This is a genomic window from Chitinolyticbacter meiyuanensis (assembly GCF_008033135.1).
In the GTDB taxonomy this organism is placed as follows: domain Bacteria; phylum Pseudomonadota; class Gammaproteobacteria; order Burkholderiales; family Chitinibacteraceae; genus Chitinolyticbacter; species Chitinolyticbacter meiyuanensis.
Genome location: NZ_CP041335.1, coordinates 2,931,607 through 2,956,776, shown reverse-complemented (window position 1 = coordinate 2,956,776; position 25,170 = coordinate 2,931,607). Strand labels below are relative to the sequence as shown.

The 25,170-nt window shown below is 61.9% G+C and carries 19 protein-coding genes and 2 pseudogenes; 10 read left to right on the top strand and 11 right to left on the bottom strand.

Going from position 1 to position 25,170, the window contains the following annotated elements:
• Window positions 1–40: 40 nt before the first annotated feature.
• Window positions 41–1,561, bottom strand: coding sequence for an amidohydrolase family protein (locus FLM21_RS14020; RefSeq protein WP_148716164.1), 1,521 nt, complete (start codon window positions 1,559–1,561; stop codon window positions 41–43).
• Between the two features lie 52 nt (window positions 1,562–1,613).
• Window positions 1,614–1,739 carry a hypothetical protein gene (locus FLM21_RS21555; RefSeq protein ID WP_281284953.1) on the bottom strand — a complete coding sequence of 42 codons (126 nt, stop codon included), beginning with the start codon at window positions 1,737–1,739 and terminating at the stop codon, window positions 1,614–1,616.
• 194 nt (window positions 1,740–1,933) lie between these two features.
• Here FLM21_RS21555 and FLM21_RS14015 point away from each other — a divergent pair, with 194 nt between their 5' ends.
• Genes FLM21_RS14015 through FLM21_RS14005 form a run of 3 tightly spaced genes read left to right on the top strand, consistent with a single transcriptional unit; the run spans window position 1,934 to window position 4,948 of the window.
• Complete coding sequence (locus FLM21_RS14015; RefSeq protein ID WP_148716163.1) at window positions 1,934–3,295, top strand: LLM class flavin-dependent oxidoreductase; 1,362 nt, start codon at window positions 1,934–1,936, stop codon at window positions 3,293–3,295.
• A 10-nt stretch (window positions 3,296–3,305) separates the two neighbouring features.
• Entirely contained in the window at window positions 3,306–4,382 is a 1,077-nt protein-coding gene (locus tag FLM21_RS14010; RefSeq protein WP_187359907.1) for an ABC transporter substrate-binding protein, read from the top strand.
• Between the two features lie 20 nt (window positions 4,383–4,402).
• Window positions 4,403–4,948: a glutathione peroxidase gene (locus FLM21_RS14005; protein ID WP_148716161.1), complete on the top strand. Its 546-nt coding sequence runs from the start codon at window positions 4,403–4,405 to the stop codon at window positions 4,946–4,948.
• Between the two features lie 15 nt (window positions 4,949–4,963).
• Here the strand turns inward: FLM21_RS14005 and FLM21_RS14000 are convergent, their stop codons facing one another.
• The 6 genes from FLM21_RS14000 to FLM21_RS13975 form a co-directional block, all read right to left on the bottom strand.
• Entirely contained in the window at window positions 4,964–6,313 is a 1,350-nt protein-coding gene (locus FLM21_RS14000) for a PQQ-dependent sugar dehydrogenase (RefSeq protein ID WP_148716160.1), read from the bottom strand.
• Between the two features lie 48 nt (window positions 6,314–6,361).
• Window positions 6,362–6,523 (bottom strand): hypothetical protein, encoded by a 162-nt coding sequence (locus FLM21_RS13995; RefSeq protein WP_187359906.1) that lies wholly within the window; start codon window positions 6,521–6,523, stop codon window positions 6,362–6,364.
• 100 nt (window positions 6,524–6,623) lie between these two features.
• The gene (locus FLM21_RS13990; protein WP_281284952.1) at window positions 6,624–8,495 is read right to left on the bottom strand and encodes an ABC transporter ATP-binding protein; all 1,872 of its coding nucleotides are present in this window, start codon (window positions 8,493–8,495) and stop codon (window positions 6,624–6,626) included.
• Window positions 8,496–8,545: 50 nt separating this feature from the next.
• Entirely contained in the window at window positions 8,546–9,376 is an 831-nt protein-coding gene (gene pyrF, locus FLM21_RS13985) for an orotidine-5'-phosphate decarboxylase (RefSeq protein ID WP_148716158.1), read from the bottom strand.
• Window position 9,377: 1 nt separating this feature from the next.
• Window positions 9,378–10,460 (bottom strand): ABC transporter substrate-binding protein, encoded by a 1,083-nt coding sequence (locus FLM21_RS13980; RefSeq protein ID WP_148716157.1) that lies wholly within the window; start codon window positions 10,458–10,460, stop codon window positions 9,378–9,380.
• Window positions 10,461–10,500: 40 nt separating this feature from the next.
• Window positions 10,501–11,853 (bottom strand): LLM class flavin-dependent oxidoreductase, encoded by a 1,353-nt coding sequence (locus FLM21_RS13975; protein WP_148716156.1) that lies wholly within the window; start codon window positions 11,851–11,853, stop codon window positions 10,501–10,503.
• A gap of 1,010 nt (window positions 11,854–12,863) precedes the next feature.
• Here FLM21_RS13975 and FLM21_RS21720 point away from each other — a divergent pair.
• The 7 genes and pseudogenes from FLM21_RS21720 to FLM21_RS13950 form a co-directional block, all read left to right on the top strand.
• Window positions 12,864–13,517, top strand: a pseudogene (locus FLM21_RS21720) (DUF6531 domain-containing protein); the annotation flags it as partial.
• A gap of 501 nt (window positions 13,518–14,018) precedes the next feature.
• Window positions 14,019–15,131, top strand: coding sequence for an RHS repeat domain-containing protein (locus FLM21_RS21375; RefSeq protein ID WP_187359905.1), 1,113 nt, complete (start codon window positions 14,019–14,021; stop codon window positions 15,129–15,131).
• Between the two features lie 99 nt (window positions 15,132–15,230).
• On the top strand, window positions 15,231–17,681 hold the full coding sequence (locus FLM21_RS13965; RefSeq protein ID WP_148716154.1) for a DUF6531 domain-containing protein: 2,451 nt from the start codon (window positions 15,231–15,233) through the stop codon (window positions 17,679–17,681).
• Window positions 17,678–18,307 (top strand): annotated as a pseudogene (locus FLM21_RS21715) (DUF6531 domain-containing protein); the annotation flags it as partial. The gene FLM21_RS13965 and the pseudogene FLM21_RS21715, both read left to right, overlap by 4 nt.
• A 21-nt stretch (window positions 18,308–18,328) precedes the next feature.
• Window positions 18,329–19,930 (top strand): RHS repeat domain-containing protein, encoded by a 1,602-nt coding sequence (locus FLM21_RS13960; protein ID WP_187359903.1) that lies wholly within the window; start codon window positions 18,329–18,331, stop codon window positions 19,928–19,930.
• Between the two features lie 85 nt (window positions 19,931–20,015).
• On the top strand, window positions 20,016–22,235 hold the full coding sequence (locus FLM21_RS13955) for an RHS repeat-associated core domain-containing protein (protein WP_187359902.1): 2,220 nt from the start codon (window positions 20,016–20,018) through the stop codon (window positions 22,233–22,235).
• Window positions 22,219–22,656 carry a hypothetical protein gene (locus FLM21_RS13950; protein WP_148716151.1) on the top strand — a complete coding sequence of 146 codons (438 nt, stop codon included), beginning with the start codon at window positions 22,219–22,221 and terminating at the stop codon, window positions 22,654–22,656. Before FLM21_RS13955 ends, FLM21_RS13950 begins: the two co-directional genes overlap by 17 nt.
• Before the next feature lie 764 nt (window positions 22,657–23,420).
• On the opposite strand, the gene FLM21_RS13945 is transcribed toward FLM21_RS13950, so the two are convergent.
• Genes FLM21_RS13945 through FLM21_RS13940 form a run of 3 tightly spaced genes read right to left on the bottom strand, consistent with a single transcriptional unit; the run spans window position 23,421 to window position 25,153 of the window.
• Window positions 23,421–24,416 carry an aldo/keto reductase gene (locus FLM21_RS13945; protein WP_148716150.1) on the bottom strand — a complete coding sequence of 332 codons (996 nt, stop codon included), beginning with the start codon at window positions 24,414–24,416 and terminating at the stop codon, window positions 23,421–23,423.
• Entirely contained in the window at window positions 24,413–24,538 is a 126-nt protein-coding gene (locus FLM21_RS21550) for a hypothetical protein (protein ID WP_281284950.1), read from the bottom strand. Before FLM21_RS21550 ends, FLM21_RS13945 begins: the two co-directional genes overlap by 4 nt.
• Before the next feature lie 24 nt (window positions 24,539–24,562).
• Complete coding sequence (locus FLM21_RS13940; protein ID WP_148716149.1) at window positions 24,563–25,153, bottom strand: malonic semialdehyde reductase; 591 nt, start codon at window positions 25,151–25,153, stop codon at window positions 24,563–24,565.
• Window positions 25,154–25,170 lie beyond the last annotated feature (17 nt).

Below are 25,170 nucleotides of genomic sequence, written 5' to 3'. Positions count from 1 at the left end.
GGGTCTCGGCGCGGCGCGGTTGGGCGGATGGGCTGGGGGTTCAGTTGCGGAATGCGTTGCGGGCGAGCTTGGCCTCGACGGCCGTGCCCTTGAAGAAGTCCGGATTGGCCTCGGTGTAGAGCCGGTAAGGGTTCTCGAACACCAGCGCCTTGAAGTCGGCCTCGCTGATCACGCCCTCGTCGACCAGGTCGCGGCTTTCGGCCAGCGCCTCGGTCAGGTCGGGCACATCCCAGTGGCCGACGTCGGACGAATAGATCGCGTTGATCTTCACGCCCAGCGGATTGGCGCGGCTGTTGAAGGCATGCGCCACGGTGCGGTCGTCCGCCTCGCTGCCGAAGTAGAAGTTGTCCACCCAGCGCGCCTTGATGTCCTCGACGCTCTCGATGCCGGCGAGCGCGAAGTCGTTCTGCTGCTCGGGCGCCGGCTGGCTGGCCTCGCGGGTGTAGCGCTTGCCCAGCGTATCGGCGATCAGCTGCTGCGGCTCCAGCGAGCGGCCCTTCACCAAGTCGCCGCCATAGCGGCGGAACAGGTCCGCCAGGCCATGGCCGTCGAGCGCCGCCGGGTCGTAGTGCCTGAGGCCTTCCGGGCCGCGTTTTTCCCAGCGATCGACCAGGTGGATGAACACGCGCGCGCCCCAGTCCGCGCCACCTTCCAAGAGGCCGAAGCGCAGCTGCGGGAAGCGGTGCGTCACGCCGCCGAAGAACAGCGCCTTGGCAAAGGCCTCAGAGGCATCGGCGAAATGGCCGATGTGATTGAACATGTAGTTGCTGGTGGAGTTGCGGCCTACCCAGCCCTGGCTGCCGTAGTGGGTGGTAATGGGAACGCCGAGCTCCACCGCCTTGGCCCAGAACGGGTCGTAGTCGTACTCGCTGTCGATGCCGTAGAAATCGACCCACGAGGCGTACTTCTCGATCTTCTTGAATTCCTCGGGCGAGAATTGCTGCTGGATCGCCTTGATCGGCCGGCGCACGCCGCCGGCGATATTGATCACCTTCAGCCCCAGCTCCTTCACCGCGAATTCCAGCTCGGCGATGCCTTCCTCCGGGGTGTGCAGCGGGATGCCGGCTACCGGGGTCAGCCGGTCGCTGTATTTGCGGTAGAGGTCGGCGTGGTAGTGGTTGATCGCGCGCTGCAGCACCTGACGCGCCTCGGCGCTGCGCGCGGCCAGCGGCGAGAGCACGTTGTTGGGGAACAGGATGGAATAGTCGGCGCCTTGCTCATCCTGTCGCTCGTACAACAGCTGCGGCAGGTGGTAGGTGGCCACGTCCAGCGTGTTGTCGGTGACGCGCGCCCACCACGGGTTGCGGCGGGTGCGGTGAAAGTGGCGCTGCTCGGGCGTCTGCGTGTACCAATCCTGGCCGTTGCTCTCCGAGCGCGAGCGCTCGCTGTTGGCGCGGCGGAATTCGTCGACGAGCTCGGTGCCGCCGTAGTGCGCCACGTAGTCTTCCAGCGCTGGCGTGTAGTCGTTGGTGTGCACATCGGTATCGATCACAGGGAAATCCAGCCGGGATTTGACGACGGCGGAACGGGATACCGAGGTGGCGGGTAGTCTGGCGGTCATGCACGATCTCCTGGCAAAGGCGAGTCCGGCATGAGCCCTCATGCCGTGGCGGTCACCAAGTTGCATAAACCGTGCCACGCAGCAAGTCGTTGATTTTGCTGCGGCTTATCGAGCGATTTGCTGGATTTGAAACGTGGACGTCAGCAAGATGCAGCAATCCACACAGCAGTGCCGACATGCCGACAGTGATTGGCGGCATCGCAGCAGCTCCCGTTGCCGATTGCTGCGATCACAACAGCCGCCAGGCCGGCGCGTGGTGGCGCGGGTGGCCCACAAGTGGCGCCGTTGCTAGCGGCAACGGTGCCGCTAGCCAACTGGTATATCGATTGCTACGTGAGCTGGCGTATCCCCACTCACGCAGGAAACGTTGGCATGACCACCCTCCGCAAGCTGCGCCTTGGCGCATTCGTCCAGGCTACCGGCCATCACATTGCCGCCTGGCGCCACCCGGATGCCCAAATCGATGCCGGGCTCAACCTCAAGCACTACCAGGCCATCACCCGCACGGCAGAGCGCGGCCTGTTCGATGCCATTTTCCTCGCCGACAGTCCCAGCCTGGAAGCCACTGGCAACCCGGATGCCTTGAAGCGCAATGGCAAGCTCGCCAAGTTCGAGCCGGTGACATTGTTCGCCTCACTGGCTGCCGTGACCGAACACATCGGCTTTGTCGCCACCGCCAGCACCACCTACGAGCAGCCGTACACACTGGCGCGCAAGTTTGCTTCGCTCGACTGGCTGAGCGACGGCCGCGCCGCCTGGAACGTAGTCACCACCGGCAATGAGAATGCCGCCGGCAACTTCGGCTATGACGCCCACCCGGACCATGCCGAGCGCTACGAGCGCGCCGAGGAGTTCGTCGATGTGGTGAAGGGCCTGTGGGACAGTTGGGAGGACGATGCCTTCATTCGCGATCGCGAATCGGGCATCTATTTCGATCCGGACAAGCTGCACACGCTGAACCACAGCGGCAAGCACCTCAAGGTACGTGGCCCGCTCAATGTCGGCCGCCCGCCGCAGGGCCACCCGGTGATCGTGCAGGCCGGCGCCTCGGAGGACGGGCGCGAGCTCGCCGCCAAGACTGCCGAGGTGATCTTCACCGCCTGGCAGACCCGCGAGGAAGCGCAGGCCTTCTATGCCGACGTGAAGGGCCGGCTGCCGAAATACGGCCGCAGGCCGGACGAGCTGCTGATCATGCCCGGCGTGTTCCCGGTGGTGGGGCGCACCGACGAGGAGGCGCAGGAAAAATACGAATTCCTGCAGTCGCTGATCCACCCCGACACTGCCTGGGGCATCCTCAAGACGCGCTACAAGGGCGTCGATCTGTCCGGTTACAGCCTGGACGATCCGGCACCGCTGCCGCCGACCGACACCAATGGCGGCAAGAGCCGGCTGCTGCTGGTGACCGACCTGATCGCCCGCGAGCAGCCCACGCTGCGCCAACTGGTCTATGCGGTAGCCACCGCGCGTGGCCACCGCACCATCGTCGGCAGCCCTACCTCGATCACCGATCAGCTCGAGGACTGGTTCGTCCACCACGCCGCTGATGGCTTCAACATCATGCCGCCCATCCTGCCGACCGGGCTCGATGATTTCGTCGAACTGGTGGTGCCGGAGTTGCAGCGCCGCGGCTTGTTCCGCACCGAGTATGAAGGCCGCACGCTGCGCGAGAACCTGGGCCTTGCCCGTCCGGAAAACCGCCATGCACTGGCGCGTCGCCAGAGCCTGGCGGCGTGAGGGCAGGGTGATGATGGATAGACGCACCCTGCTGACGGGCGGCCTGGCTGCGCTGGCGGCTTCCGCGCTGCCCGGCGCCTTGCTGGCTGCGCCCGCCAAGCCACGCGTGATCCGCTTTGGTGTGTCGTCCGCCGGGGTCGGCAACCCGCCGCGTAGCGGCACCGGCACGCTCGACGTGGTACAGGCGCACCGCTATCTGGAGCAGGAATTCGCGGCCGACGGCATTGCCGTGAAGTGGATGTTCTTCAAGGGCCAGGGCCCGGCCACCAACGAGGCGATGTCGAACGGCCAGATCGATTTCGTCAGCCAGGGCGCGCTGCCGTCCATCATCGGCCGTGCCGCCGGGCTCGATACCCGCGTGGTCTACATTTCCGGCGCGCGCGGCAACAGCTATGTCGGCGTGCCGGCCGATTCGACGATCAAGTCGGTGAAGGAATTGCGCGGCAAGCGCGTCGCGTTCAACAAGGGCACGGCCGGGCACCTCTCGGCCATCCGCATCCTCGATCTGCATGGCCTCACCGAGCGCGACGTACGCGTGATCAACCTGGAGCCGGGCGCCGCGCTGGCCGCGTTCCAGTCTGGCGATCTTGACGCGATCTTTGGCGGGCTCAACCTGTTGAACCTGCGCAACAAAGGGGTGCTACGGCTGATCTTCGATACCCGACATACCCCCGTGGCGACCGCGCCGGGCCATGTGCTGGTGCGCCAGCCTTTTGCCGAACAGTATCCGGACGTGACACGCCGTGTGGTGACATCGCTGGTGCGGGCTGCGCGCTGGTCCAGCGACGACGCCAACCGCGATGCGCTGTTCTCGCTCTGGTCGCAGTTTGGCAGTACCAGCAAGGCCATGTACCAGGAGGAATATGCTGGTGTGGCCATGCGCGATAGGCTGACGCCGCTGGCCGATCCCTTCATCCTGGCGCGCCAGCGCGAAGCGATCGCCGATGCCTATCGCTTCAAACTGATCCGCCGCACCATCGATCCGGCCCAGTGGCTGGATACGCATTACCTCGATGCCGCGCTCAAGGAACTGAAGCTGGAGCACTACTGGTCCCGCTTCGACGCCCAGGGCCGGCGCCTCACCTGACCCCGAATCGGAACCTCGCCATGAGTGCAACCCTGCAAGCCATACCCCTCAAGACCATCACCGGCGACGATGCCACGCTGGCCGATTACGCCGGCCAGGTGCTCTTGGTCGTCAACGTCGCCTCCCAGTGCGGCCTCACGTCGCAATACAGCGCACTGGAAGCGCTGCATCGCGAGAAGCAGGGCCAAGGCTTTAGCGTGCTGGGTTTTCCCGCCAACAACTTCAAGGGCCAGGAGCCCGGTAGCAACGAGGAGATCGCCGCGTTCTGCAGCAGCAGCTACGACGTGACCTTCCCGTTGTTCGCCAAGATCTCGGTGGCGGGCGACGACCGCCATCCGCTCTACGACGCGCTCACCGCCGCGCGCCCGGATGGGGTCGACCGCGCCGCCTTCATCGAGCGGCTGCAGGGCCGCGGCCAAGTGGTGGCCGACCCGGCCGGTGTGCTGTGGAACTTCGAGAAATTCCTGATCGGCCGCGACGGCCGCGTGATTGGCCGCTACGCGCCCGGTGTGGCGCCGGACGACGCGCGGCTGCGCGCCGATGTGGATGCGGCACTGACAGCGTAACCACGGCGGCAGGCGTTACTTGCGGTACAGCTCGTAGATCGCGCCGGCGTAGTCGTCCGAGATATAGAGGTTGCCGTTGCGGTTGGGGATCACGTCCACCGGGCGGCCCCAGCGGCTGGTGTTGTCAGCCGGATCGCTGAGGAAGCCCGTGACGAGGTCCTGCGGATCAGCAAAACCGTTGTCTGGTCGCAGCGGCAGGTAGACCACCTTGTAGCCGCGCGGCTGAGTGCAGTTCCAGCAGCCGTGCAGGCCGATCACCGCGCCGTTGCGCCACAAGGCAGGCACGGCGCTGCCGGTCCAGAAGCTCAGGCCCAGCGGCGCGGAGTGGGCCGGCAAGGCCTTGCTGATGCGGTCTATCGTGCTGCAGCTGAGCACAGTCTCGTCCTCGTTATTGTCCACGTCGGGCAGGTAAGCCGGCAGATCGGGCCCGGCCTCGAAACTGGGGTTGCAATACGGCCAGCCGTAGTTGCCGCCATCGCGCACGCGGGTGAACGGCTCGGGCGGATTGTCGTTGTAATAGGCCGGATCGAGGGCCTTGTAGGGGAAGCGACCGTCTTTGAGCGGATAGCGGATGTTGTCGCGGTGGTTCACCGCGGCCCACAACTCGCCCGTGACGGGGTGGATGGCCAGCCCCTCGGCATTGCGCAGGCCCTGCGCATAAAGCGTCAGCGTGCCGCCGATGTCGGGGGTGGTATAGATCGCGCCGCGCTTCGGATTGGCGAGAATGTCGGAGGGATCGGCGTTGGTGGCGGAGGCAATGGAAATGAACATCGTGCCGCCGCTGAAGGCGATGTTCTTCAGCGCGTGGCCGTAACTGCCGGCGAGCTCAGGCAGGCTGCTGTCGGGCAGGCCGCCCACCACAGTGGTTCGCGGTCGCAGCGTGACGTCGCCTTCCATGTACTCGGCCCGGCTGATGCGATCGGTTTCGCCGATGTAGAGGTAATCGGTGGCGCCCACCGTATGGAACACCAGATCGTGCCCTTCGCTCAGGCCGGTGGCGAACACATTAGTGGTAGTGCCGCCGTTGCCGGGAACCACACGCACGATGGTGCCGTTGCCGGGGCGCGAGACCAGCAGATCACCATTGGGTGCCTCGGCCATGAAGCGGGCGCTCGGCACGCGGGCAATCACGCGCAGGCCAAAACCCGGGGGAACGATCACGCTGCGCGCGCTGTTGAAGGGGGCGGTATCGAGGCCGCTTGGCACTTCTACCGGCACCGCGACCGAGGCCGCTGGCGGCAGCACGGGCGTTGGGGTCGGCGTCGGGGCGGCATGGTCATCTCCGCCGCCGCCACCGCAGGCAGTGAGGGCGACAAGGCCGGCGAGCGCCAGCAACCGGGATAGCGGGCGTGCACAGTGGAGCATGGCGATCTCCCGGCGGGCGAGATGAGGGATGGGGGCTGGTGCAGCAGCTTAGTGCAGCGTCGTTTCAGGTTGCGGCGTGATCAGCTCGGGCAGCATCACGTCATCATCGTCGTCATCAGTTGGCACCATCGGCACGATGACGACACGGTGCGGCAGGCCCGGCCGGCGGGGGGATATCAGGGTGAAGTCGGGCAAATCCAGTGGCAGCATGGTGTAAGCCTCCTTGGCGATGTGGCCATTGTTGGCCATCGCCGCGGTAAGGGCTGTAGGACAGCGGCTGAAATCGGTGTAGGGACGTGATCGCCGGTGTTCAGGTTATCGGCGCCAGTGCTGCATCGTTGGCATCGACGCCGACAAAACCACCGGTCTGGTGCCGCCACAGCCGGGCGTACAGGCCACCGCGCGCGATCAGCTCGGCGTGGCTGCCGCTTTCGACGATGCGGCCGCCGTCCACCACCACCAGCCGGTCCATGCGGGCAATGGTCGAGAGCCGATGTGCGATGGCGATCACCGTCTTGCCCTGCATCAGCGTTTCCAGGCTGTCCTGGATGGCTTTCTCCGCTTCCGAATCCAGCGCCGAGGTGGCCTCGTCGAGAATGAGGATGGGAGCGTTCTTCAGCAGCACGCGGGCAATCGCGATGCGCTGACGCTGGCCGCCGGAGAGTTTGACGCCGCGCTCGCCCACCAGCGCGTCCAGCCCGCTGTGGCCCTGGCTATCGGTGAGCTGCGGGATGAAGCCGTCGGCCCGGGCGCCGGCGATGGCGCGGTGCAGCTCGACTTCGCTGGCATCCGGTTTGCCGTACAGCAGGTTATCGCGGATCGAGCGGTGCAGCAGGGCGGTATCCTGCGTCACCATGCCGATCTGCCGGCGCAGGCTGTCCTGGCTCACTTGGGCGATGTCCTGGCCATCGATCAGGATGCGGCCGCCCTCCAGGTTGTAAAGCCGCAGCAACAGATGCACCAGCGTGGATTTGCCGGCGCCGGACGGGCCGACCAGGCCAATGCGCTCGCCTGGCTGCACCGCAAGATCCAGCCCGTCGATCACGCCGCCGCCCTTGCCGTAGTGGAAGGCGATGCGCTCGAAGCGGATGCCGCCGGCGGATACCTGCAGCGTGCCGGCCTGCGGCGCGTCCGGCACCGCACGCGGCCGGGCAATGCTGTCGAGCCCATCCTCCACCGTGCCGATGTTCTCGAAGATGCCGTTGATCACCCACATGATCCAGCCGGACATGTTGTTGATGCGGATCACCAGCCCTACCGCCACGGTGACCGCACCCAGCGTGATCAGCGCATCGCGCCACAACCACAGCGCCAGGCCGCAGGTACCGGTGATCAACACGCCGTTGAGGCTGGTGATCGAGAGGTTCATCAGTGTGACCAAGCGCCCGGCTGCCTGTGCCTTGTCGGTCTGCTCGCGTACCGCATCGGCGGCGTAGCGCTCTTCCAGCGCACCGTGAGCAAACAGCTTGAGCGTGCCGATATTGGTGTAGCCATCGACGATGCGGCCCATCAGCCGGGAGCGGGCTTCGGAGGCGACGATGGCGCGCAGTTTCACCCGCGGGATGAAGTAGACCAGGATGCCGACATAGCCGGCGATCCACAGCGCCAGCGGCAGGGCCAGCCGCCAGTCCGCGTGGGCGAACATCGCCAGCGCGCTGCCGGCGTAGACGATGACGAACCACAGCGCATCGACGCTCTGCACGGCAGAATCGCGCAGCGCATGGCCGGTCTGCATGATGCGGTTGGCAATGCGACCGGCGAAGTCACCAGTGAAGAAGGCGAGGCTCTGCCGCAGCACGTAGCGATGGTTCTGCCAGCGCACCAGCGAGGTGAGGCCCGGGTTGATCGCCTGGTGTACCAGCAGATCGTGCGCCAGCGTCAGCACCGGGCGCAGCAGCAGCGTCACCGCGGCCATGCCGGCGAGCTCGCGGCCGTGCTCGGCGAAGAAGCGCTGCGGCGCCGTGTGCTGTGCCATATCGACAATACGGCCGACGAAGCCGAACAGCGCCACTTCCACCAGGGCGACGACGAGGCCGACCAGCAGCAGCGCGATGAATACCCAACGCGCCTGGGCGATGTGGTGCAAATAGAAGCGCAGCACCTCGCCGGGCGGCATGCGGTCCGGCACCGGGCGAAAAGGGTCGATCAGGTTCTCGAAGCGTTGGAACAGGCGCAGGGGCATGGCGGAGCAGGGCGTGTGGCCCGGATAAGCGGTTGGAGAGGGCGGAGTGATCAGATCGCCAGCGTCGGTTGCCGGGCGGCATTGATCTGCGTCACCAGCTGTGTCGCCTCGCGCCGAGCCGCTTCGGCAAAATCGGTGCCGGACGACGCATAGAGCACGGAGCGCGAGGCGCTGACCAGCAGCCCCTTGCCATCGGCGCGGCGGCCAGCGGCCACGGCGGCAGCAATCGATCCGCCCTGCGCGCCGATGCCTGGCAACAAGAGCGGCAGTTCGGGTGCTTCAACGCGCACCTTTTCCAGCTGCTGCGGCCACGTGGCGCCGACCACCAGCCCGATGTTGCCATGGCCGTTCCACTGCTGCGCGGCCAGCTGCGCGATGCGCGCATACAGCGGCAGGCCGCCGACATCGAGATCCTGCAGCTCGGCCGCGCCGGGGTTGGAGGTGCGCGCCAGCAGGATCACGCCGCGATCCTGGTATTCCAGGAATGGCTTGATCGCATCGAAGCCCAGGTAGGGATTCACCGTGACCGCATCGGCACCGTAGCGCTCGAAGGCCTCCACCGCGTACTGGCGCGCCGTGCTGCCGATATCGCCGCGCTTGGCATCGAGCACCACCGGGATATGCGGGTAGTTGTCCTGGATATAAGCAATGGTGGCTTCGAGCTGTGGCTCGGCGCCGAGGGCCGCGTAGTAGGCGATCTGTGGTTTGTAGGCGCAGACCAGATCATGTGTGGCATCGATGATGGCGCGGTTGAAATCGAGGATGCCGGTCAAATCCGGCGCCATACCCTCGGGAAAGCGCTCGGGATCGGGGTCGAGCCCCACGCACAGCAGGCTGTCCTGGTGGTGCCAGGCGGCTTCGAGCCGGTTGATGAACGACATCTCAGCTCGCCGGTTGCAGCTTGCCCGCCGCCACCTGGCGGCCACCGGCATCGAAGCGTGGCCAGACCTCGGTGTATTGCAGTTCCTTGAGTGCGGCATCGAGATAACGGGTATCGAACCAGGCGCGTACGTCGAACGGCTTGCGGATCAACTTGTATTTGTAGGCATCGGCCACGCCCTGGCTCGCGCGGGCGATCACGAAATCGTCGATACGCGGGCTCAGCCGGTGCGACAGCGGGATGCTGGCGTATTCGCGGCGATAGGTGGCTTCGCTGATGCTGCCGGCCGAGCCCCACAACTGAAATACGGTATCGCGATGCGCCGGCTCACCGGCCCAGTAGGCGGCGCGCACCAGCGCATTCACCACCCGTTGCGTTGCCTGCGGATAGGCCTGGGCGAACTTCTGGTTCACCAGCACGAAGCCTTGTGAGGTGGCCGCCGGGTTCTGCTTGGTGGTGTAAATGATGCGTGCCTTGCCGGCGTCGGCGAGCTTCACCAGATCCAGCGTGCTGAAGATGGCGTCCACATCGCCAGCGAGGAAGGCCGCCTTGTAGGTGGCGGGCTCCATGTTCACCACCTTCACATCGCGCTCGGTGAGGCCGTGCTCGGTGAGGATGCGGTTCACCGCCAGCTGGGTGGCGGTGCCCTTGTGGAAGGCGATGCGCTTGCCGCGTAAACCCTTGATATCGGTGATGCCCGATTGCGGCGTGGCGGCTACGTAGACCTCGGTGCGGGTGGAGCCGGCCAATACCACTCGGGTATCGAGGCCGACCGCGCGGCCGATGATGGCGGGCAGATCGCCCAGCGTGGTGAAGTCGAGCTGGTTGTTGGAGATCGCCTCGTTCACTGCCGGGCCTTGGCCCTTGAAGAAGATCCATTTGACCTTCACGCCATCCTTAGCGAACTCGTTTTCCACGTAGCGGTTCACCTGCGCAACCGAGGTCCAGCCGGTGGAGACGCGCGGCGGGTTGCCGACGCCAGCGGTGGAAACGCCGATGCGGATCACCTTGGGGAGGGTATCGGCCAGCAGCGGTGCGGACATCAGCAGCGCGGCAAGGCCGGTGGCGAGGGTGCGAAACAGCATGAGGTACTCCGTGGGGCGGCCCGACCGCCCCGGTTTGGGATCAGGCAGGAACGGCTTCGGCTGGTGTGACGGTGTAGCGGCTGGCGGGCCGGGCAAGGCCCAGGTTGTCGCGCAGCGTGCGGCCTTCGTATGCCGTGCGGAACAGGCCGCGGCGCTGCAGTTCGGGCACCACCAGCCCGACGAAATCGTCGAGCCCGGAGGGCAGGATGGGCGGCATCACGTTGAAGCCGTCGGCGGCGCCATTCTCGAACCAGCTCTGCAGCTGGTCGGCAATCTGTGCCGGTGTGCCGACCAAAGTCCAGTGGCCACGGGCGCCGGCCACCCACAGGTAGAGCTGGCGCAGCGTGAAGTGGTGGCGGCGCGCGATATCCAGCATCAGCGCCTGGCGGCTCTTCATGTTTTCGGTGCCCGGCAGCTCCGGCACCGGGCCGTCGAGCGAATAGCCGGAAAGATCGATGCCACCGACAAGGCCGGACAGCAGCGCGAGGCCCACCTCGGGCAGGATCAGGTCCTGCAGCGCCTGGTATTTCTCCTGCGCTTCTTCTTCGGTGGCGGCAACCACCGGGAACACGCCCGGCATGATGTGCAGCTGGTCCGACGTGCGACCGTACTTCGCCAACCGGCCCTTCACGTCGGCGTAGAAGGCCTGGGCTTCCTCCAGCGCTTGCTGCGCGGTGAAGATCACCTCGGCGGTCTCGGCCGCCAGTTCCTTGCCGGCTTCGGACGAGCCGGCCTGCACGATCACCGGATAGCCCTGCGGCGGGCGTGGCACATTGAGCGGCCCGCGCACCGCGAAGTGCTTGCCAGTGTGGTTGAGCTCGTGGCGCGCCGCCGGCTCGTAGAACTGGCCACGTGCCTTGTCGCGCACGAAGGCGTTGTCGTCCCAGCTATCCCACAGGCCCTTCACCACATCGACGAATTCGTGCGCGCGCTCGTAGCGATCGGCATGATCCGGGTGTTTGTCGAGACCGAAGTTGCCGGCAGCCGCCGAGGAGCCGGTGGTGACCACATTCCAGCCGGCGCGCCCGCCCGAGATGTGATCGAGCGAAGCGAACTTGCGCGCCAGGATGTATGGGTCTTCGTAGGTGGTGCTGGCGGTGGCGATGAAGCCGATGTGCTGGGTGACCACCGACAGCGCCGAGAACAGCGTGACCGGCTCGAAGCTGCCGCCCCAGGCATTCTTGCCATCGGGGTCGCCGTTGCCGATGCCGGCGGCGAGGCCATCGGCCAGGAACACCGCATCAAACAGGCCGCGCTCGGCGGTCTGGGCGATGCGGATGTAGTGCTGCAGGTTGATGCCACCATCGGCCTGCGCGGCCGGATGGCGCCAGGCGGCCACATGGTGGCCGGCACCGGGCAGAAAGGCGCCGAGGCGCAGCTTGCGTTGGCTCATGAGTGTGCTCGTGGGCAAAGTGCGGCACAGCCGCGAAGGCTGTACATCGAGCAAGAGCCATGCCACGCGGCAACGCGGCGAACTTCAACAGCTTGGGTGGGGATTTGGTTCGAATTCAGCAGCGGAGTGCTGATATTTCAGCAGGAGGTGTCGGTGTGGGGCAGCCTAATGGCGCTGGATGCGCTGTTGTCGAACGGGATGCTGCTGCAATTGCGGGTACAGCACGTGGCAGATCGGTTCAAGGATTCTGGCTTGACGCTATCGCAGCCGAAGACGCGGGCTGAATGGAGGCTCCCTGTTCTAGTGCTGGTTTGTTCCGCCGATTTGCACGCCGCCGCCTTGCTGTTCACTTTGATCAGCGGGAATCGAGGCAGCTAGGCGGCCAAAGCAGGCTCTGGCACACAGTGCCACGTACGTCCGTTATCTGGTCAAGATGGAAATTCAGCTCCTGGCTCACGGCTATGTCGTAGGGCGCAGAAAGCGGTCGCACCACTCGCCGTGCGACCACTAAGTGCACCCTAGATTTCGGTCTGCTCTGGAATTTCCAAGGCATCGTCTAAATGCTGAGGTAGCAAACGCTGACCGACCAGCTTGCCCTTATTCCACGCTCCGCCTTTACTCGTCGCTTCCATCACAGACCTTTGGGTGTTCGGAAACCTGATTGTTCGCCGTCGTTGGCAACGTGAGCGCGAAGATTTTCTAAACCAATGCGTTGCATCACTGCAGTTTAGGTTGCGAAAAACCGAACTTGTGATGCTACGTCGAGCGTCAAGATGCGGAACCACGCTGCGTGAGTTTTGCGACCTCCGCCGTTAGTTGGAAAAAACATACCGCTCGTCTTGCTTACACAATCCTGAAATTGGTTTAGGGCAGAATCCGCGCTCGCATAATAACGTCTCCTTCTGAGCTGGCCTGTCCAGGCCGCGGCCTGCTATCAGGCGTTTTCTGCGCTTGACTGCCACAGCAAATTGACCTGCAAACTCTATTTAAATACACGTTCAAAACAGAATATGAAAAAATACTCGTCAAGCTGGTTTGCTGGGCTCTATCAAATTGGATTGAGTGCACTGATATTTTTCGGGAGCGCTCAGCACAGTATGGCGGATGATCGGCCGATGTTTGTTGATCCAATCCATCGTGGGCTGACAGTAGTATGGACCCCACCCGCCACAGGCCCTTATGCAGGGCTCTGCATGGGAGGTCCTGATAATGTTGCATATCAAGACGATGACTTTGTGCGGTTCAAGGTGGAAGGCAAGGTATATTGCTATTTGAAGCAGAACGACCCAAATGGCGTATGGCCGCATCGTTGCCCAGCTGGGTATCAGTTTAAGCCCCACATTACTGAATATACGCAGTGGTTTGCAAGCTCTTGGAGTGAGGTGGCACAACAATGCCAGCGCACCACAATCTGCCCATTTGGTGCATATGGAAGTGCGTCACTCAATACGTGCCGGCAGGTGTTTGCCGAGGACGATCTGGATGAGAAGCCTCAAAATGGCAACACGTGCCCTCGTTCAGGAAACCCCATTGCTACAGCCAATGGCAACAAGTTTCACTCAGAAAGTGACTATCAGGATGGTATTCTAGAGCTTGTACGTTACTACAATAGCGATGATGGGCAAGATGTGGGCATGGGGAAAGGCTGGCGCCATCAATTTCAAGCACGTGTGGTTGCTAAAGTAACGCTCCTTCCGCGCCCCACAAATACCTTGATGCTCCCTGCTGCGCCAATCAGCTCCTCAGCTCAAACGGCAGATACTTCGCCATTGATTGCCATAGAAAAACCAACGCTTACCGCAAATTACTACCTTGTTGAGCGCCCAGACGGAAAGAGCTTTGCATTTGGCTTGGATGGCGAGCCAGCACAAGGTGCGACAAATTCGAATTATACATTGGCAGTCAAAAACGATGGTTTTACTGTTTTCGACGGCATTGTCACTGAAGAGTACGATGCACTTGGTAGGTTGAAATTCATTTTCAACCCTCGCCTTGGATTAATTACTTTGCAGTACCGTGCGGATGGCCTATTGGGTTCAGTAGTGAGCGACAGAGGCGCTCAGCTGAATTTCTCCTATGGGATCAATGATCGGCTGGAGGTTATTCAGGGAAGCAACTCAACTTACCTACAATACAATTACGACGCTCTAGGTCGACTCGTCTCCGTGTTGTACCCGGATGGCAGTAAGCGTATCCATCACTACGAAGACCCCAACCCGTTCCTGCTGACTGGCATCACCGACGAAGCCGGCGTCCGCTATGCCACTTGGCGTTACAACGCCAATGGCGAAGCCATCTCCTCTGAGCACGCCGGTGGGGTCGACAAGGTCACGTTGGCGTTCAGCCAAAGCGGCACCACCCGGACCACCGAAGAGACCGACCCGCTGGGCTCGGTGCGCCGCTATCGCTTTACCCAAAGCGGCAAACGCTGGTTGCTGACCGGCAAGGATCAACCCGGGGGCGCTGGTTGCGATCCGGCGAGTTCAGCGCTGGGTTACGACGCCAACGGCAACATCAAGACCCGCACCGACTTCAATGGCGTGACCACCAGCTACGTCTACGACCTGAGCCGCAACCTCGAAACCAGCCGCACCGAGGCTGTGGGCACGCAGCAGGCCCGCACCATCACCACCACCTGGCACCCCACCTTCCGCGTGCCGGCCACCATCACCGAACCGGGCCGGGTCACCACCTTCACCTACGACAACACCAAGGGCCTGCTCACGCAGAAGCAGGTCACCGCCGACGGCGTCAGCCGTATTGAGTCGTGGACTTACTTCCCCAACGGCCTGCTGCAGACCGCCACCGATGCCCGCGGCAAGGTGACCCACTACACCTACGACGCCCAGGGCAACCTGGCGACGGTGACCGATCCGGTCGGTCTGGTGACTCAGTTCACCAGCTATGACCCACACGGCAATGTGCTGACCCAGATCGCCCCCAATGGCGTCACCACCACCTTTACCTACGACCTGCGGCAACGGCTCAAGACCCGCACCACTGGGGGTGAACAGACCCGGTTTGACTACAAGCCGACCGGCCTCTTGGAGAAGGTGACCTTCCCGGATCAGAGCTGGTTGTTCTATCGCTACGACCCGGCGCACCGCTTGATCGGCATCGATCACAGCAACGGCAGCCGGATCGACTACACCCTGGACAACGCCGGCAATACCAAGCGCGAAGACCGTTACGACCCGGCCGGGGTATTGGCAGCAGCGCAGCAGGCGGCCACCCAGGCGCAGAGCCTGCCCAGTTCTTCTACGGGCCTTACTTACTAGTGAGCCTTTCGAATTGAACGTGGGCCACTCTGGGCGAGATTAAGAGTTTTTGTAGCGTAATTGTTTTCCTGCTATGTGTAAATCAAGAGTGTGAGACATATGTTTGAGTATGGAATTTTTCGGTTGGGAAATTGGGCTTGGATATTTCCACTCTTGCTTTTTGTTTCTACTGAGATGGTGGCCGCAGAGACAAAATACGAGCGGGCGTCATGCTCTCCTACCAATGCTGTCGAAATACGTAAATATAACGTGTCTCAACAATCGGCTTTTGACCTGTGTGAAGCTGCGCAGCGAACAAGTTCCGCCTATTCTTTTGCAAGCGGATGGTTAGAGGCAAGTGCGGGCTCTGATACCTATTTCAGAGAGGTTCTCTTTAATGGTCGGGCAGAAGGGCGCGTTTCCGTACAGCTATCAGGTCGGTTTTGTTCTGCTTCTGGTACCTATCCTCTCAACGAAAACATCAATGGAAATTGTTCCTCAATTCAACTGGATGGAGCGCCGCATGTATACGACACCGTTGAGTGTCTTGATGTTGGAGCATCAAGGCCTGCAGGTTTTCCGAAGGGAAAAGTATTTAAACTCTCTCGGCTTGACGTGTGCCTGCAGTATTTTGATGTAGATCTTGCTGGGTGGTTTAGGACTGCACATAAAGAGGTTTCGTCTCCTGACAACTCTAGAACTTGGGAAACTAGGTATTCCAGTAACACGAATGGTAATGTGGCGATTGTCAGATTTCTTGCTCGAGGCTCGGGTTTGCAAGTGCCCTCGCAATCTAAGTCTTGCAATACCGCATCTGGTGGCTCTGGCGGAAACCTCTTTGCCGCTGCAGGTGCTCCTCCCGAAATCAGCGCCCAATGTGGCAACCCCATCTTCTTCAATGCCGGCCGCAAGGTGCAGCGCGAATCGGATTACAGCGCAGCGGGCAATAGCCTGCTCGATTTCAGCCGCAGCTACGACAGCCAGTCATCGTTGGTCGGCGCCAATGCCGGCGCGCTGGGCGAGCGCTGGCAGCACAATCATGACTTCCGTCTGGTTTCCGTCTCTGCGCAGAAACTCTATGTGCGCCGCCCTGGCGGGGTGCTGATCCACTTTGCACCCAAGGCGGGCAGCAGTACCGAGTGGATCGCCGATGCCGATATCCAGGACAAACTGGAAAAACTGGCCAATGGCTGGCAATACACCACTGCGAATGATGTGGTCGAGACCTACGACAATAACGGCCGCCTCATTAAGCGGACCTTCCTGGGCGGGCGGGCGCTGACCTATACCTACGACGGCAATGGTCGGTTGCAGACCGTCGCGGATGACACCAATCGCACCCTGACCTTTGCTTACAATCCGTCTGGCCAGTTAGCGACGCTGTCGCTGCCGGGTGGCGGCACCATCGGCTACGAATACAACGCCGGCGCACTGAGTGCCGTGACCTATCCGGATGCCAGCAAACGGCAGTATCGCTATGTGTCGCGCACGGTCGGCGGCACCACCCTGACTACGTTGCTGTCCGAGCTGGTCGACGAAGTGAATACCACGTTCGCCAAGTGGGAGTACACCACGGATGGCCTTGCGTCTTCGAGCGAGCATGCTGGCGGGCTAGATCGCTATACCGTGGCCTATACCCGCGATGCGGCCACACAGCGACTGACTACTGCCGTGGTGACCAACCCCTTGGGCGCCGTATCGAGCTATACGCTGAGTAGTGTGCTCGGCGTCAATCGCCCCACAGTGGTGAACCGGCAGTTCGACAGCAAGAGCCGCAGCCAGACCTTCGATGCCAACGGCAATCTGGTCGACGTCAAGGATTGGGACGGTATTGCCTCGCAGTACAGCTACGACCTGACCCGTAATCTGCCAACTGGCGTCACAGTCGCATTGGGCACGCCGCAAGTCCGCACCGTCACCACCACTTGGCACCCCACCTTCCGCCTGCCCGTCACCATCACCGAACCGGGCCGGGTCACCACCTTCACCTACGACAACACCAAGGGTCTGCTCACCCAGAAGCAGGTTACCGCCGACGGCGTCAGCCGCAGCGAATCGTGGAGCTACTTCCCCAACGGCCTGCTGCAGACCGCCACCGATGCCCGCGGCAAGGTGACCAATTATACCTACGACGCCCAGGGCAACCTGGCCACGGTGACCGATCCCGTCGGTCTGGTCACCCAGTTCACCAGCTACGACCCGCACGGCAATGTGCTCACCCAGATCGCCCCCAATGGCGTGACCACCACCTTTACCTACGACCTGCGGCAACGGCTCAAGACCCGTACCACCGGCGGTGAACTGACCCAGTTCGCCTACAAGCCGACGGGCTTGCTGGAGAAGGTGGCCTTCCCGGATCAGAGCTGGCTGCAGTACCGCTACGACCCGGCCCATCGCTTGATCGGCATCGATCACAGCAATGGCAGCCGGATCGACTACACCCTGGATAACGCCGGCAACATCAAGCAGGAAGATCGCTACGATCCGGCCGGGGTGTTGGCGGCCGCGCAGCAAGCAGCCACCCAAGCGCAGAGCGCGCCTAGCGATCAAAACAAATCGGTGAGCAAATGATAGTGGCAAATAAAGGAAAAACTGTGCGTATTAGCCGAATTCTGGCCTGCGCTGCAATGGCGATATGGGGCCTAGCTACCGCTGCGGCTGAGCCGTGGGATCTCAACTATGTCCGATATGAAGCAGATTGGGGGGATGGAGGACAGTGGCACGACGCAGGTGGTGCATGCCGTGGTGCAAGCAATGGATGGAATAGGCGTTTTTCACCGGCGATCGGTACAGCAGTAAATGCCTATGCCGAAAATCCAACTAATTTGTCAGGCAAGTGCTGGGCGTATAGTTTGCAGGATGGGCATGTATTTCACCTCTCCAACTGGCGTAGAACCTGTCTAACTTCCTACGTATTTGGTCGATTGAGCCAAAGTTGTGCGCCCCAATGCCCCTACGGTAGTTATATCAGCAGATCAACCAACTCTTGTCGGCAGTCATATATACACGGTGAGGATCGAGCCCAGCCGCAAAATGGTGCGCCATCTCAGTGCTCCGGAAATCCTATTGCTACCGCTACGGGCAATAAATTTCAGGTTGAGCTTGATTATGTCGGCGGGGGGCTTGCACTTCTGCGCTATTTCAATAGTAGCGCTGGTGAAGACCTAGGCTTGGGGTTAGGTTGGCGCCACCAGTATCATTCTCGTGTGGTTCCCGTCATGAGGTTGAGCCCAAGTCCTCCCGAAACCTTGGGTTTTTACGCGCCGCCGGGCAATGAAAATACACAGCTTGCAGATACTGATCCTGATGGAGCGGCTCAGCCACTGCTTTTTCCGCCACGCGTGGATTACTACCTGCTGGAACGCGCAGATGGTCAAAGCATTGCCTTCGATAAAGATGGCACTCCGCGCGATCAGCAGTTCGGTTTGGCTTATCGGATGATAATATCTAACGATGGCTTCGCCGTGAGTGATAATGTCAATACAGAATATTACGACACTGATGGCAAGTTAATTAAAGTCGTGACGCCTAAGCAGGCCATCGAACTGATGTATGAAAACGATGCCTATCATTTGCTACACAAAGTAAGTGACGATCAAGGGCATAGTTTGGTTTTTGTCTACGCCTATCCGTTCCGCTTGGCGCAAGTCATTCCGAATGCCGGCGCTGCCATTCGCTATGCCTATGATGCCCAAAATCGTTTAGAGGCAGTAGTTTATCCCGATCAATACAGTCGGCAGTATCACTATGAAGATGGGACCAACCCTTATTTATTAAGCGGGATTACTGACGAAGCCGGTATTCGCTACGCGACTTGGCGCTACAACAGCGCAGGCCAAGCCATCTCGTCTGAACATGCGGGTGGAGCACAAAAGGTCACACTGGCTTTCAGCGAGAGCGACGGCGAACGCATAACTACCGAAACTGACGCGCTATCATCGGTGCGCACATACCGCTTCAGCCGCTATGGTGGGTCTTGGCTGTTATCGGGCAAGGACCAACCCGGTGGCGCCGGTTGCGATCCGGCCAGCTCAGCGCTGGGTTACGACACTAATGGCAACATCAAGACCCGCACCGACTTCAACGGGGTGACCACCAGCTACGTCTACGACCTGAGCCGCAACCTCGAAACCAGTCGCACCGAGGCCGTGGGCACGCCGCAGGCCCGCACCATCACCACCACCTGGCACCCCACCTTCCGCTTGCCGGCCACCGTCACCGAACCCGGCCGGGTCACCATCTTCACCTACGACCCCAGCAAGGGCCTGCTCACCCAGAAGCAGGTCACCGCCGACGGCGTCAGCCGGATCGAAGCGTGGAGCTACTTCCCCAACGGCCTGGTGCAGACCGCCACCGATGCCCGCGGCAAGGTGACCAGCTACACCTATGACGCCCAGGGCAATCTGGCGACGGTGACCGATCCGGTCGGCCTGGTGACCCGCTTCACCAGCTACGACCCGCACGGCAATGTGCTGACGCAGATCGCGCCCAATGGCGTGACCACTACCTTCACCTACGACCTGCGGCAACGGCTCAAGACCCGTACCACCGGCGGTGAACTGACTCAGTTCGCCTACAAGCCGACGGGCTTGCTGGAGAAGGTGACCTTCCCGGATCAGAGCTGGCTGCAGTACCGCTACGACCCGGCCCATCGCTTGATCGGCATCGATCACAGCAATGGCAGCCGGATCGACTACACCCTGGATAACGCCGGCAATACCAAGCGCGAAGACCGCTATGACCCGGCCGGCGTGTTGGCCGCGGCGCAGCAGGCGGCGACCCAGGCGCAGAGCCTCACCACCGCGCCGAAGGCGCAGTGAGGGCTTTATGCAACTGTCGACTCACGCTACCCCCATGCCTGTTCAAGCACCCCATTCATCACACGCCTCTTCATCAGGATTCCCGATGACGCTTTCCACCTTCCGCCGCCTGTTGCTGGCCGGCCTGGCCCTGGGCAGCAGCGCGGTCTACGCCGCCCTGCCGGCCCACCAGTCCACCGTCAGCACCTACTACGACTACGACGCCCTCGGCCGTCTGGAACGGGTGTATGACGCCAAGGGCTACCAGACCACCTTCACCTACGACGCCAACGGCAACCGCAAGACCCGCAAGGATGCGCTGGGCCGCATCACCAGCTACAGCTACGACGCGCTCAACCGGCTCAAGACCATCACCAACCCGGATACCGGGGTGATCACCTTCAGCTATGACGGCCGCGACAACCTGGTCTCGGTCCAGGATGCCGAAGGCTTCACCACCAGCTACACCTACAACGGCTTCGACGACCTGATCCGCCAGGTCAGCCCGGATAGCGGTACCACGACGTATGTTCACGAAGCCGATGGTCATCTCAAGAGCAAGACCGACGCCCGCAACAAGACCGCCACCTACACCCGGGATGACCTGGGGCGGGTGAAGCAGATCGCCTTCGTCGACGAAACCCACAGCTTCACCTACGACACCGCCGCCAATGGCAACGGCTTGCTCGCCAGCTTCAGCGATGCCAGCGGCAGCACCAGCTACGGCTACAACGCCCAAGGCCGGCTGGCACTGGTCAACCGCAGCATCGGCGGCATCGCCCTCAACAGCCAGCTCGGCTACAACAGTGCTGGCCAGCTGAGCCAGATCACCTATCCCTCCGGCACCCTCGTCAACTACAGCTGGAGCAATGGCCGGATCAGCGAGGTCAAGGTCAACGGCCAGGTGCTGCTGAACAACGCGCAATACGGCGCCAATGGCCGCCTGCTGGGCTGGACCTGGGCCAATGGCAAACAGCGGAAACACCCCGGTGACAACCAGGGTCAGATTGCCGGCATCACCACCGCCACCCAGACCTACACCTACAGCTATGACGCCGTTGGCAATCTGACCAAGCAAGACCCCGGCACGACCCCGGCCGGCGTACGCGAGTATGGCTACGACAGCATGGACCGGCTGACGCTGAACAACATCGGCACCAGCACCAGCTATGGCTACCAGTACGACCTGAACGGCAATCGCACCGAACGCCGGCTGGGCACCGCCGTCACCCAGCTCAACCACGACCCCAACAGCAACCGGGTGCTGTCGCAGAGTGGCGCCACCACCGCCAACTACAGCTACGATGCCGCCGGCAACATGGTGAACAGCGGGGCCAACGTCTACAACAACGCCGGCCGCCTCACCAAGACCAAGGTCGGCACCATCTGGTGGCAATACAGCTACAACGCCCTCGGCCAGCGGGTGAAGAAGAGCGATGGGGTCAACGACACCACGCTGTTCACCTATGACGAAGCCGGCCAGACCGTCGGTGAATACGACGCCACCGGCCAACGCCGTACCGAAACTGTGTGGCTGGACAACATCCCGGTCGCCGTTATCCAGGGCGCCGGCGCCAGCCCCAAGCTGTACTACGTGTGGGCGGATCACCTGAACACCCCGCGCCAGCTGACTGACCCGAGTGCCAACAACAAGCTGGTGTGGGAATGGACTTTCGGTGAAGCGTTCGGCAACTGGAACGTGAACGAAGACCCGGATGCCGACACCATCAAGGTGACGTACAACCTGCGCTTCCCGGGGCAGTACTTCGACAAGGAGATCGGCCGGCACTACAACTACTTCCGGGACTATGATCCGCGCATTGGGCGGTATATCCAGAGCGATCCGATTGGGCTCCAGGGAGGGATTAATACGTATGGGTATGTGGGCGGTAACCCATTAAAGTACGTGGACCCATCGGGATTAGAGAAGATTATTCTCCTTCCTCCGGGCGATCCTAATTATCAGGCTGCGGAAGATACTCCTGATGATCCTGAGGTTTGCTTGGTTATTTCGCACGGGAGTCCACGTTCGGTTAATCGCATGAATGCCAAGGCACTTCACAAATTTCTTAAAGGAAAATGTAAGCCGAAGCAGCCAGTAAAGTTAGATGCTTGCAGAACGGGGCAAGGCGAAAATTCAATTGCCGAACAATTGGCGAATTTGCGCAAAACTCCTGTGACTGCTCCGGATGAACGCACGTGGACAACTCCATGGAATACTAATTTTGACAACCCTTACCCACCCATGTCGTCTGATCCAAAGTCAAATTGGAATAATGTGCCTGATATTAGTAAGCCAGGTACATGGCGTGAGTTCAATCCGTGAGGCTTCAATGAAAATATCGGGCATGGTCTTGGCGGCGAGCACCCTCCTTGGAGGATGCTCCGAGCAGAATGTGGTTGAATCCCAGAAATCATCTTTTACGTTGACGACGGGCGTTCAACTGTTGAGTGTGACTGAATGCGATCAGAAGCCCGCCCAAGATGGTGTGGATATAAAAAAAGTAGCCTCCCGCGAGTATATTGTGGGATTTGCCTCCCATGCGTCGTGTGGTGGAGATTTAGATAAGGCATATCTGACGACTTCTAAGGAGCGGAAGTCAACTCTTGTTATTGGCTCTGAGGCAAAGGATGGGTGTGAATGCACAAAATCTATTGCATTGAAAATATCTGATAGATTAGAGCCAGGTGAGGTGTTGTATGTTTTGATAGATGGGGAGGTGGTTGGCCACACCCTAGTTCCGTAATGTTTAGATTCAGTAATATATCTGAAAGTAACAAGGGTCGCGGACACGACCCTTTTATTTGGTGAGGAGCTCAGCCCGTTGCTGGCTGTTGTCTTCTAGTGCAGCAGCCGAATCCCAGCACTTGGCTTGGTTGAATGATCAGACTCTTCAGCGCTTCTTTGACAGTGCCTTGCTCTTCGGCAAGCACTTGATTGACATCTTGAATTGCAGGCGTAGGTCATCAGATTGATCGCGCGAGGACTCTTCAACGACAAGCGCATCTGCGCCAGATTGCGGATTACTTTCCAGGGTTGGGCTAGGTCTCGTCCGCATCGTAGCGGCGCACTATCGTGACGTGGCAACTGACTTTTACGAGGACTAGAAGGCCAGTCCGGTGGTGACGCCCGCCAAGACCCCTGGGGCATTACTGCGGTTGCGGCAATCCGCGGTGGGCTGATTTTTCTTTAGCTGCCATGGCAGCTGGTGGCGAGCCGGTTAAGCCTGTTGGGCGTTCGCCCGCTGAGCGGTTGTCCGCGCCGTGTAGATGGATACCTACGAACAAGAACGACTGAACCACGTCATCGGCTGCTACCGAGTAGCCGTTGGCGGCAGAGCGGCGGGGCCTGAGCGGCCAAACAGGGCGCGAGCTGATCGACGCGCGCAGACTGGGCTTTGCCAATCACACCTTGGGCTATCGTCTGCCCGCTGCCCGAGTCAAGGTCGGAGCCGAGCTGCACGGGAGCTTGCAGGCGCTGGGAGTGATGCGCCAGTCGGGCTTGCCGCGTTCAGCGCGTGGCGTCGCCACGCCGGTAGTCGGCGGTGATCTCGTCAAAGCGCGCCTTCAACGCCGGATCGAGCTTGAATTCGGCCGCCGCCAGCGTGGCATCGAGCTGTTCCGGGCTGCTGGCGCCAAGCAGCGGCGCGGTGATGGTAGGATTGGCCAGCACCCAGGCGAGCGCGGCGGTGGTCAGCGGCACGCCGGCCTCGTCGGCCGCCGCTTTCAGCGCGGCCACGGTGGCGAACTCGCGCTCGTGCCAGTAGCGGTCCTGATAGCGCTCGGCCGCCTTGCCCAGCGTGAAGCGCGTGCCCTCGGTTGGCGCGCCAAGGGCGTGCTTGCCGGTGAGCAGGCCGCCGGCCAGCGGGTTGTAGGGGATCACGGCGAGGCCTTCTTCCTGCGCCAGCGGCAGCAGTTCACGCTCGATCTCGCGGAACAGCAGGCTGTAGCGCGGTTGCACCGAGATGAAACGGGTAAGCCGGTTTGCTTCCTGCTTGCCTAGCGCGCGGGCCAGCCGATAGGCGAGGAAGTTGGACACGCCGATGTAGCGCACCTTGCCGCTGCGCACCAGGTCGTCGAGCGCAGCCAGCGTTTCATCGAGCGGGGTGTTGGCGTCGTCCGAGTGCAGCTGGTAGAGGTCGATATGGTCGGTGGAGAGGCGCGTGAGCGATGCCTCAACGGCCTCGACCAGATGCTTGCGCGAGGCGCCCTGATTCCAGCTGTGCGGGCCCACCTTGCCGACGGCCTTGGTCGCCAGCACCACGCGGTTGCGCCGGCCCTTGAGCCAGCGGCCGAGGATTTCCTCGGTGCGGCCGGTGGTGGAAAGATCCCCGCCCAGTGGATAGACATCGGCGGTGTCGATCAGGTTGATGCCGGCGTCCACCGCTTTATCCAGAATGCGCTGTGCGACGGCTTCGTCGGTCTGCAGGCCGAAGGTCATGGTGCCGAGGGCAAGGCGGGAAACGACGAGGCCGGTACGGCCAAAACGGGTGGTGGGGATGCTCATTGCAAGGCCTTGTGCGTGAGGATGCCGCCGTTCAGCAAACGCCGTTCCAGGCAGCAGGCCGCGCTGCTGCTGGGTTCGGGCGCCGTCGGCTGCGCGGTTTGCAGCAAGGTGCGCATGCCCATGTTGTGTTCCACGCAGCAATGGATTCAGCGGAAGGTGACCGCTTCATCCAGCGCCAGTCGCGGCAGGCGGGGTGGCAGGTCGTCGGCAAGGCCGTAGCCCAGGCTGGCGATCCACAATGTGCGCCAGCGGCCGTCCGGGAAGAAGGCGGCATCGACCGCTGCGGTATCGAGCCCGGACATTGGCGCCACCGCCAGCCCCAGCGCCCGTGCGGCCAGGATCAGGTAGCCGGTCTGCAGCGCCGTGTTGCTGGTGGCCGACAGTTCGATCAGCGCAGGATGGCTGTCGAAGAAACCGCGTGCATCAAAGCCAGGAAACAATCGGGGCAGGGCCTCGTGAAAACAGCTGTCCCAGGCGATCAGCACGGTGGCCGGTGCGGCCAGTACGCGTTCGCGATTGCGTGCGGATAGCGCCGGCGCCAGCAGCGCCTTGGCCTCAATGCGCTGCACGAACACAAAGCGCGCCGGCTGCGCATTGAAGCCGGTCGGGCCATGGCGCACCAGGTCGTAGAGCTGGGTGAGTGTTTCGCGGCTGACCGGCGTATCGGCAAAACGCTGTACGGTGCGCGCGTCGTAGAACAGCTGGGCGAGGGCGGCGGCGGGAAGCGGTGTGGTCATGGTGTGCAACCCCGCCC

Excerpts from the sequence above, each read along its gene's own strand:
- FLM21_RS13975 (WP_148716156.1), bottom strand. The coding sequence starts at position 11,853 with ATGAGCCAACGCAAGCTGCGCCTCGGCGCCTTTCTGCCCGGTGCCGGC.
- FLM21_RS13995 (WP_187359906.1), bottom strand. The coding sequence starts at position 6,523 with ATGCTGCCACTGGATTTGCCCGACTTCACCCTGATATCCCCCCGCCGG.
- FLM21_RS13980 (WP_148716157.1), bottom strand. The coding sequence starts at position 10,460 with ATGCTGTTTCGCACCCTCGCCACCGGCCTTGCCGCGCTGCTGATGTCC.
- FLM21_RS14000 (WP_148716160.1), bottom strand. The coding sequence starts at position 6,313 with ATGCTCCACTGTGCACGCCCGCTATCCCGGTTGCTGGCGCTCGCCGGC.
- FLM21_RS14020 (WP_148716164.1), bottom strand. The coding sequence starts at position 1,561 with ATGACCGCCAGACTACCCGCCACCTCGGTATCCCGTTCCGCCGTCGTC.
- FLM21_RS21555 (WP_281284953.1), bottom strand. The coding sequence starts at position 1,739 with ATGTCGGCACTGCTGTGTGGATTGCTGCATCTTGCTGACGTCCACGTT.
- FLM21_RS14010 (WP_187359907.1), top strand. The coding sequence starts at position 3,306 with ATGATGGATAGACGCACCCTGCTGACGGGCGGCCTGGCTGCGCTGGCG.
- FLM21_RS14005 (WP_148716161.1), top strand. The coding sequence starts at position 4,403 with ATGAGTGCAACCCTGCAAGCCATACCCCTCAAGACCATCACCGGCGAC.
- FLM21_RS21550 (WP_281284950.1), bottom strand. The coding sequence starts at position 24,538 with ATGGGCATGCGCACCTTGCTGCAAACCGCGCAGCCGACGGCGCCCGAA.
- FLM21_RS13960 (WP_187359903.1), top strand. The coding sequence starts at position 18,329 with ATGAGGTTGAGCCCAAGTCCTCCCGAAACCTTGGGTTTTTACGCGCCG.
- FLM21_RS13990 (WP_281284952.1), bottom strand. The coding sequence starts at position 8,495 with ATGCCCCTGCGCCTGTTCCAACGCTTCGAGAACCTGATCGACCCTTTT.
- FLM21_RS13945 (WP_148716150.1), bottom strand. The coding sequence starts at position 24,416 with ATGAGCATCCCCACCACCCGTTTTGGCCGTACCGGCCTCGTCGTTTCC.
- FLM21_RS13955 (WP_187359902.1), top strand. The coding sequence starts at position 20,016 with ATGACGCTTTCCACCTTCCGCCGCCTGTTGCTGGCCGGCCTGGCCCTG.
- pyrF (WP_148716158.1), bottom strand. The coding sequence starts at position 9,376 with ATGTCGTTCATCAACCGGCTCGAAGCCGCCTGGCACCACCAGGACAGC.
- FLM21_RS13965 (WP_148716154.1), top strand. The coding sequence starts at position 15,231 with ATGTTTGAGTATGGAATTTTTCGGTTGGGAAATTGGGCTTGGATATTT.
- FLM21_RS13940 (WP_148716149.1), bottom strand. The coding sequence starts at position 25,153 with ATGACCACACCGCTTCCCGCCGCCGCCCTCGCCCAGCTGTTCTACGAC.
- FLM21_RS14015 (WP_148716163.1), top strand. The coding sequence starts at position 1,934 with ATGACCACCCTCCGCAAGCTGCGCCTTGGCGCATTCGTCCAGGCTACC.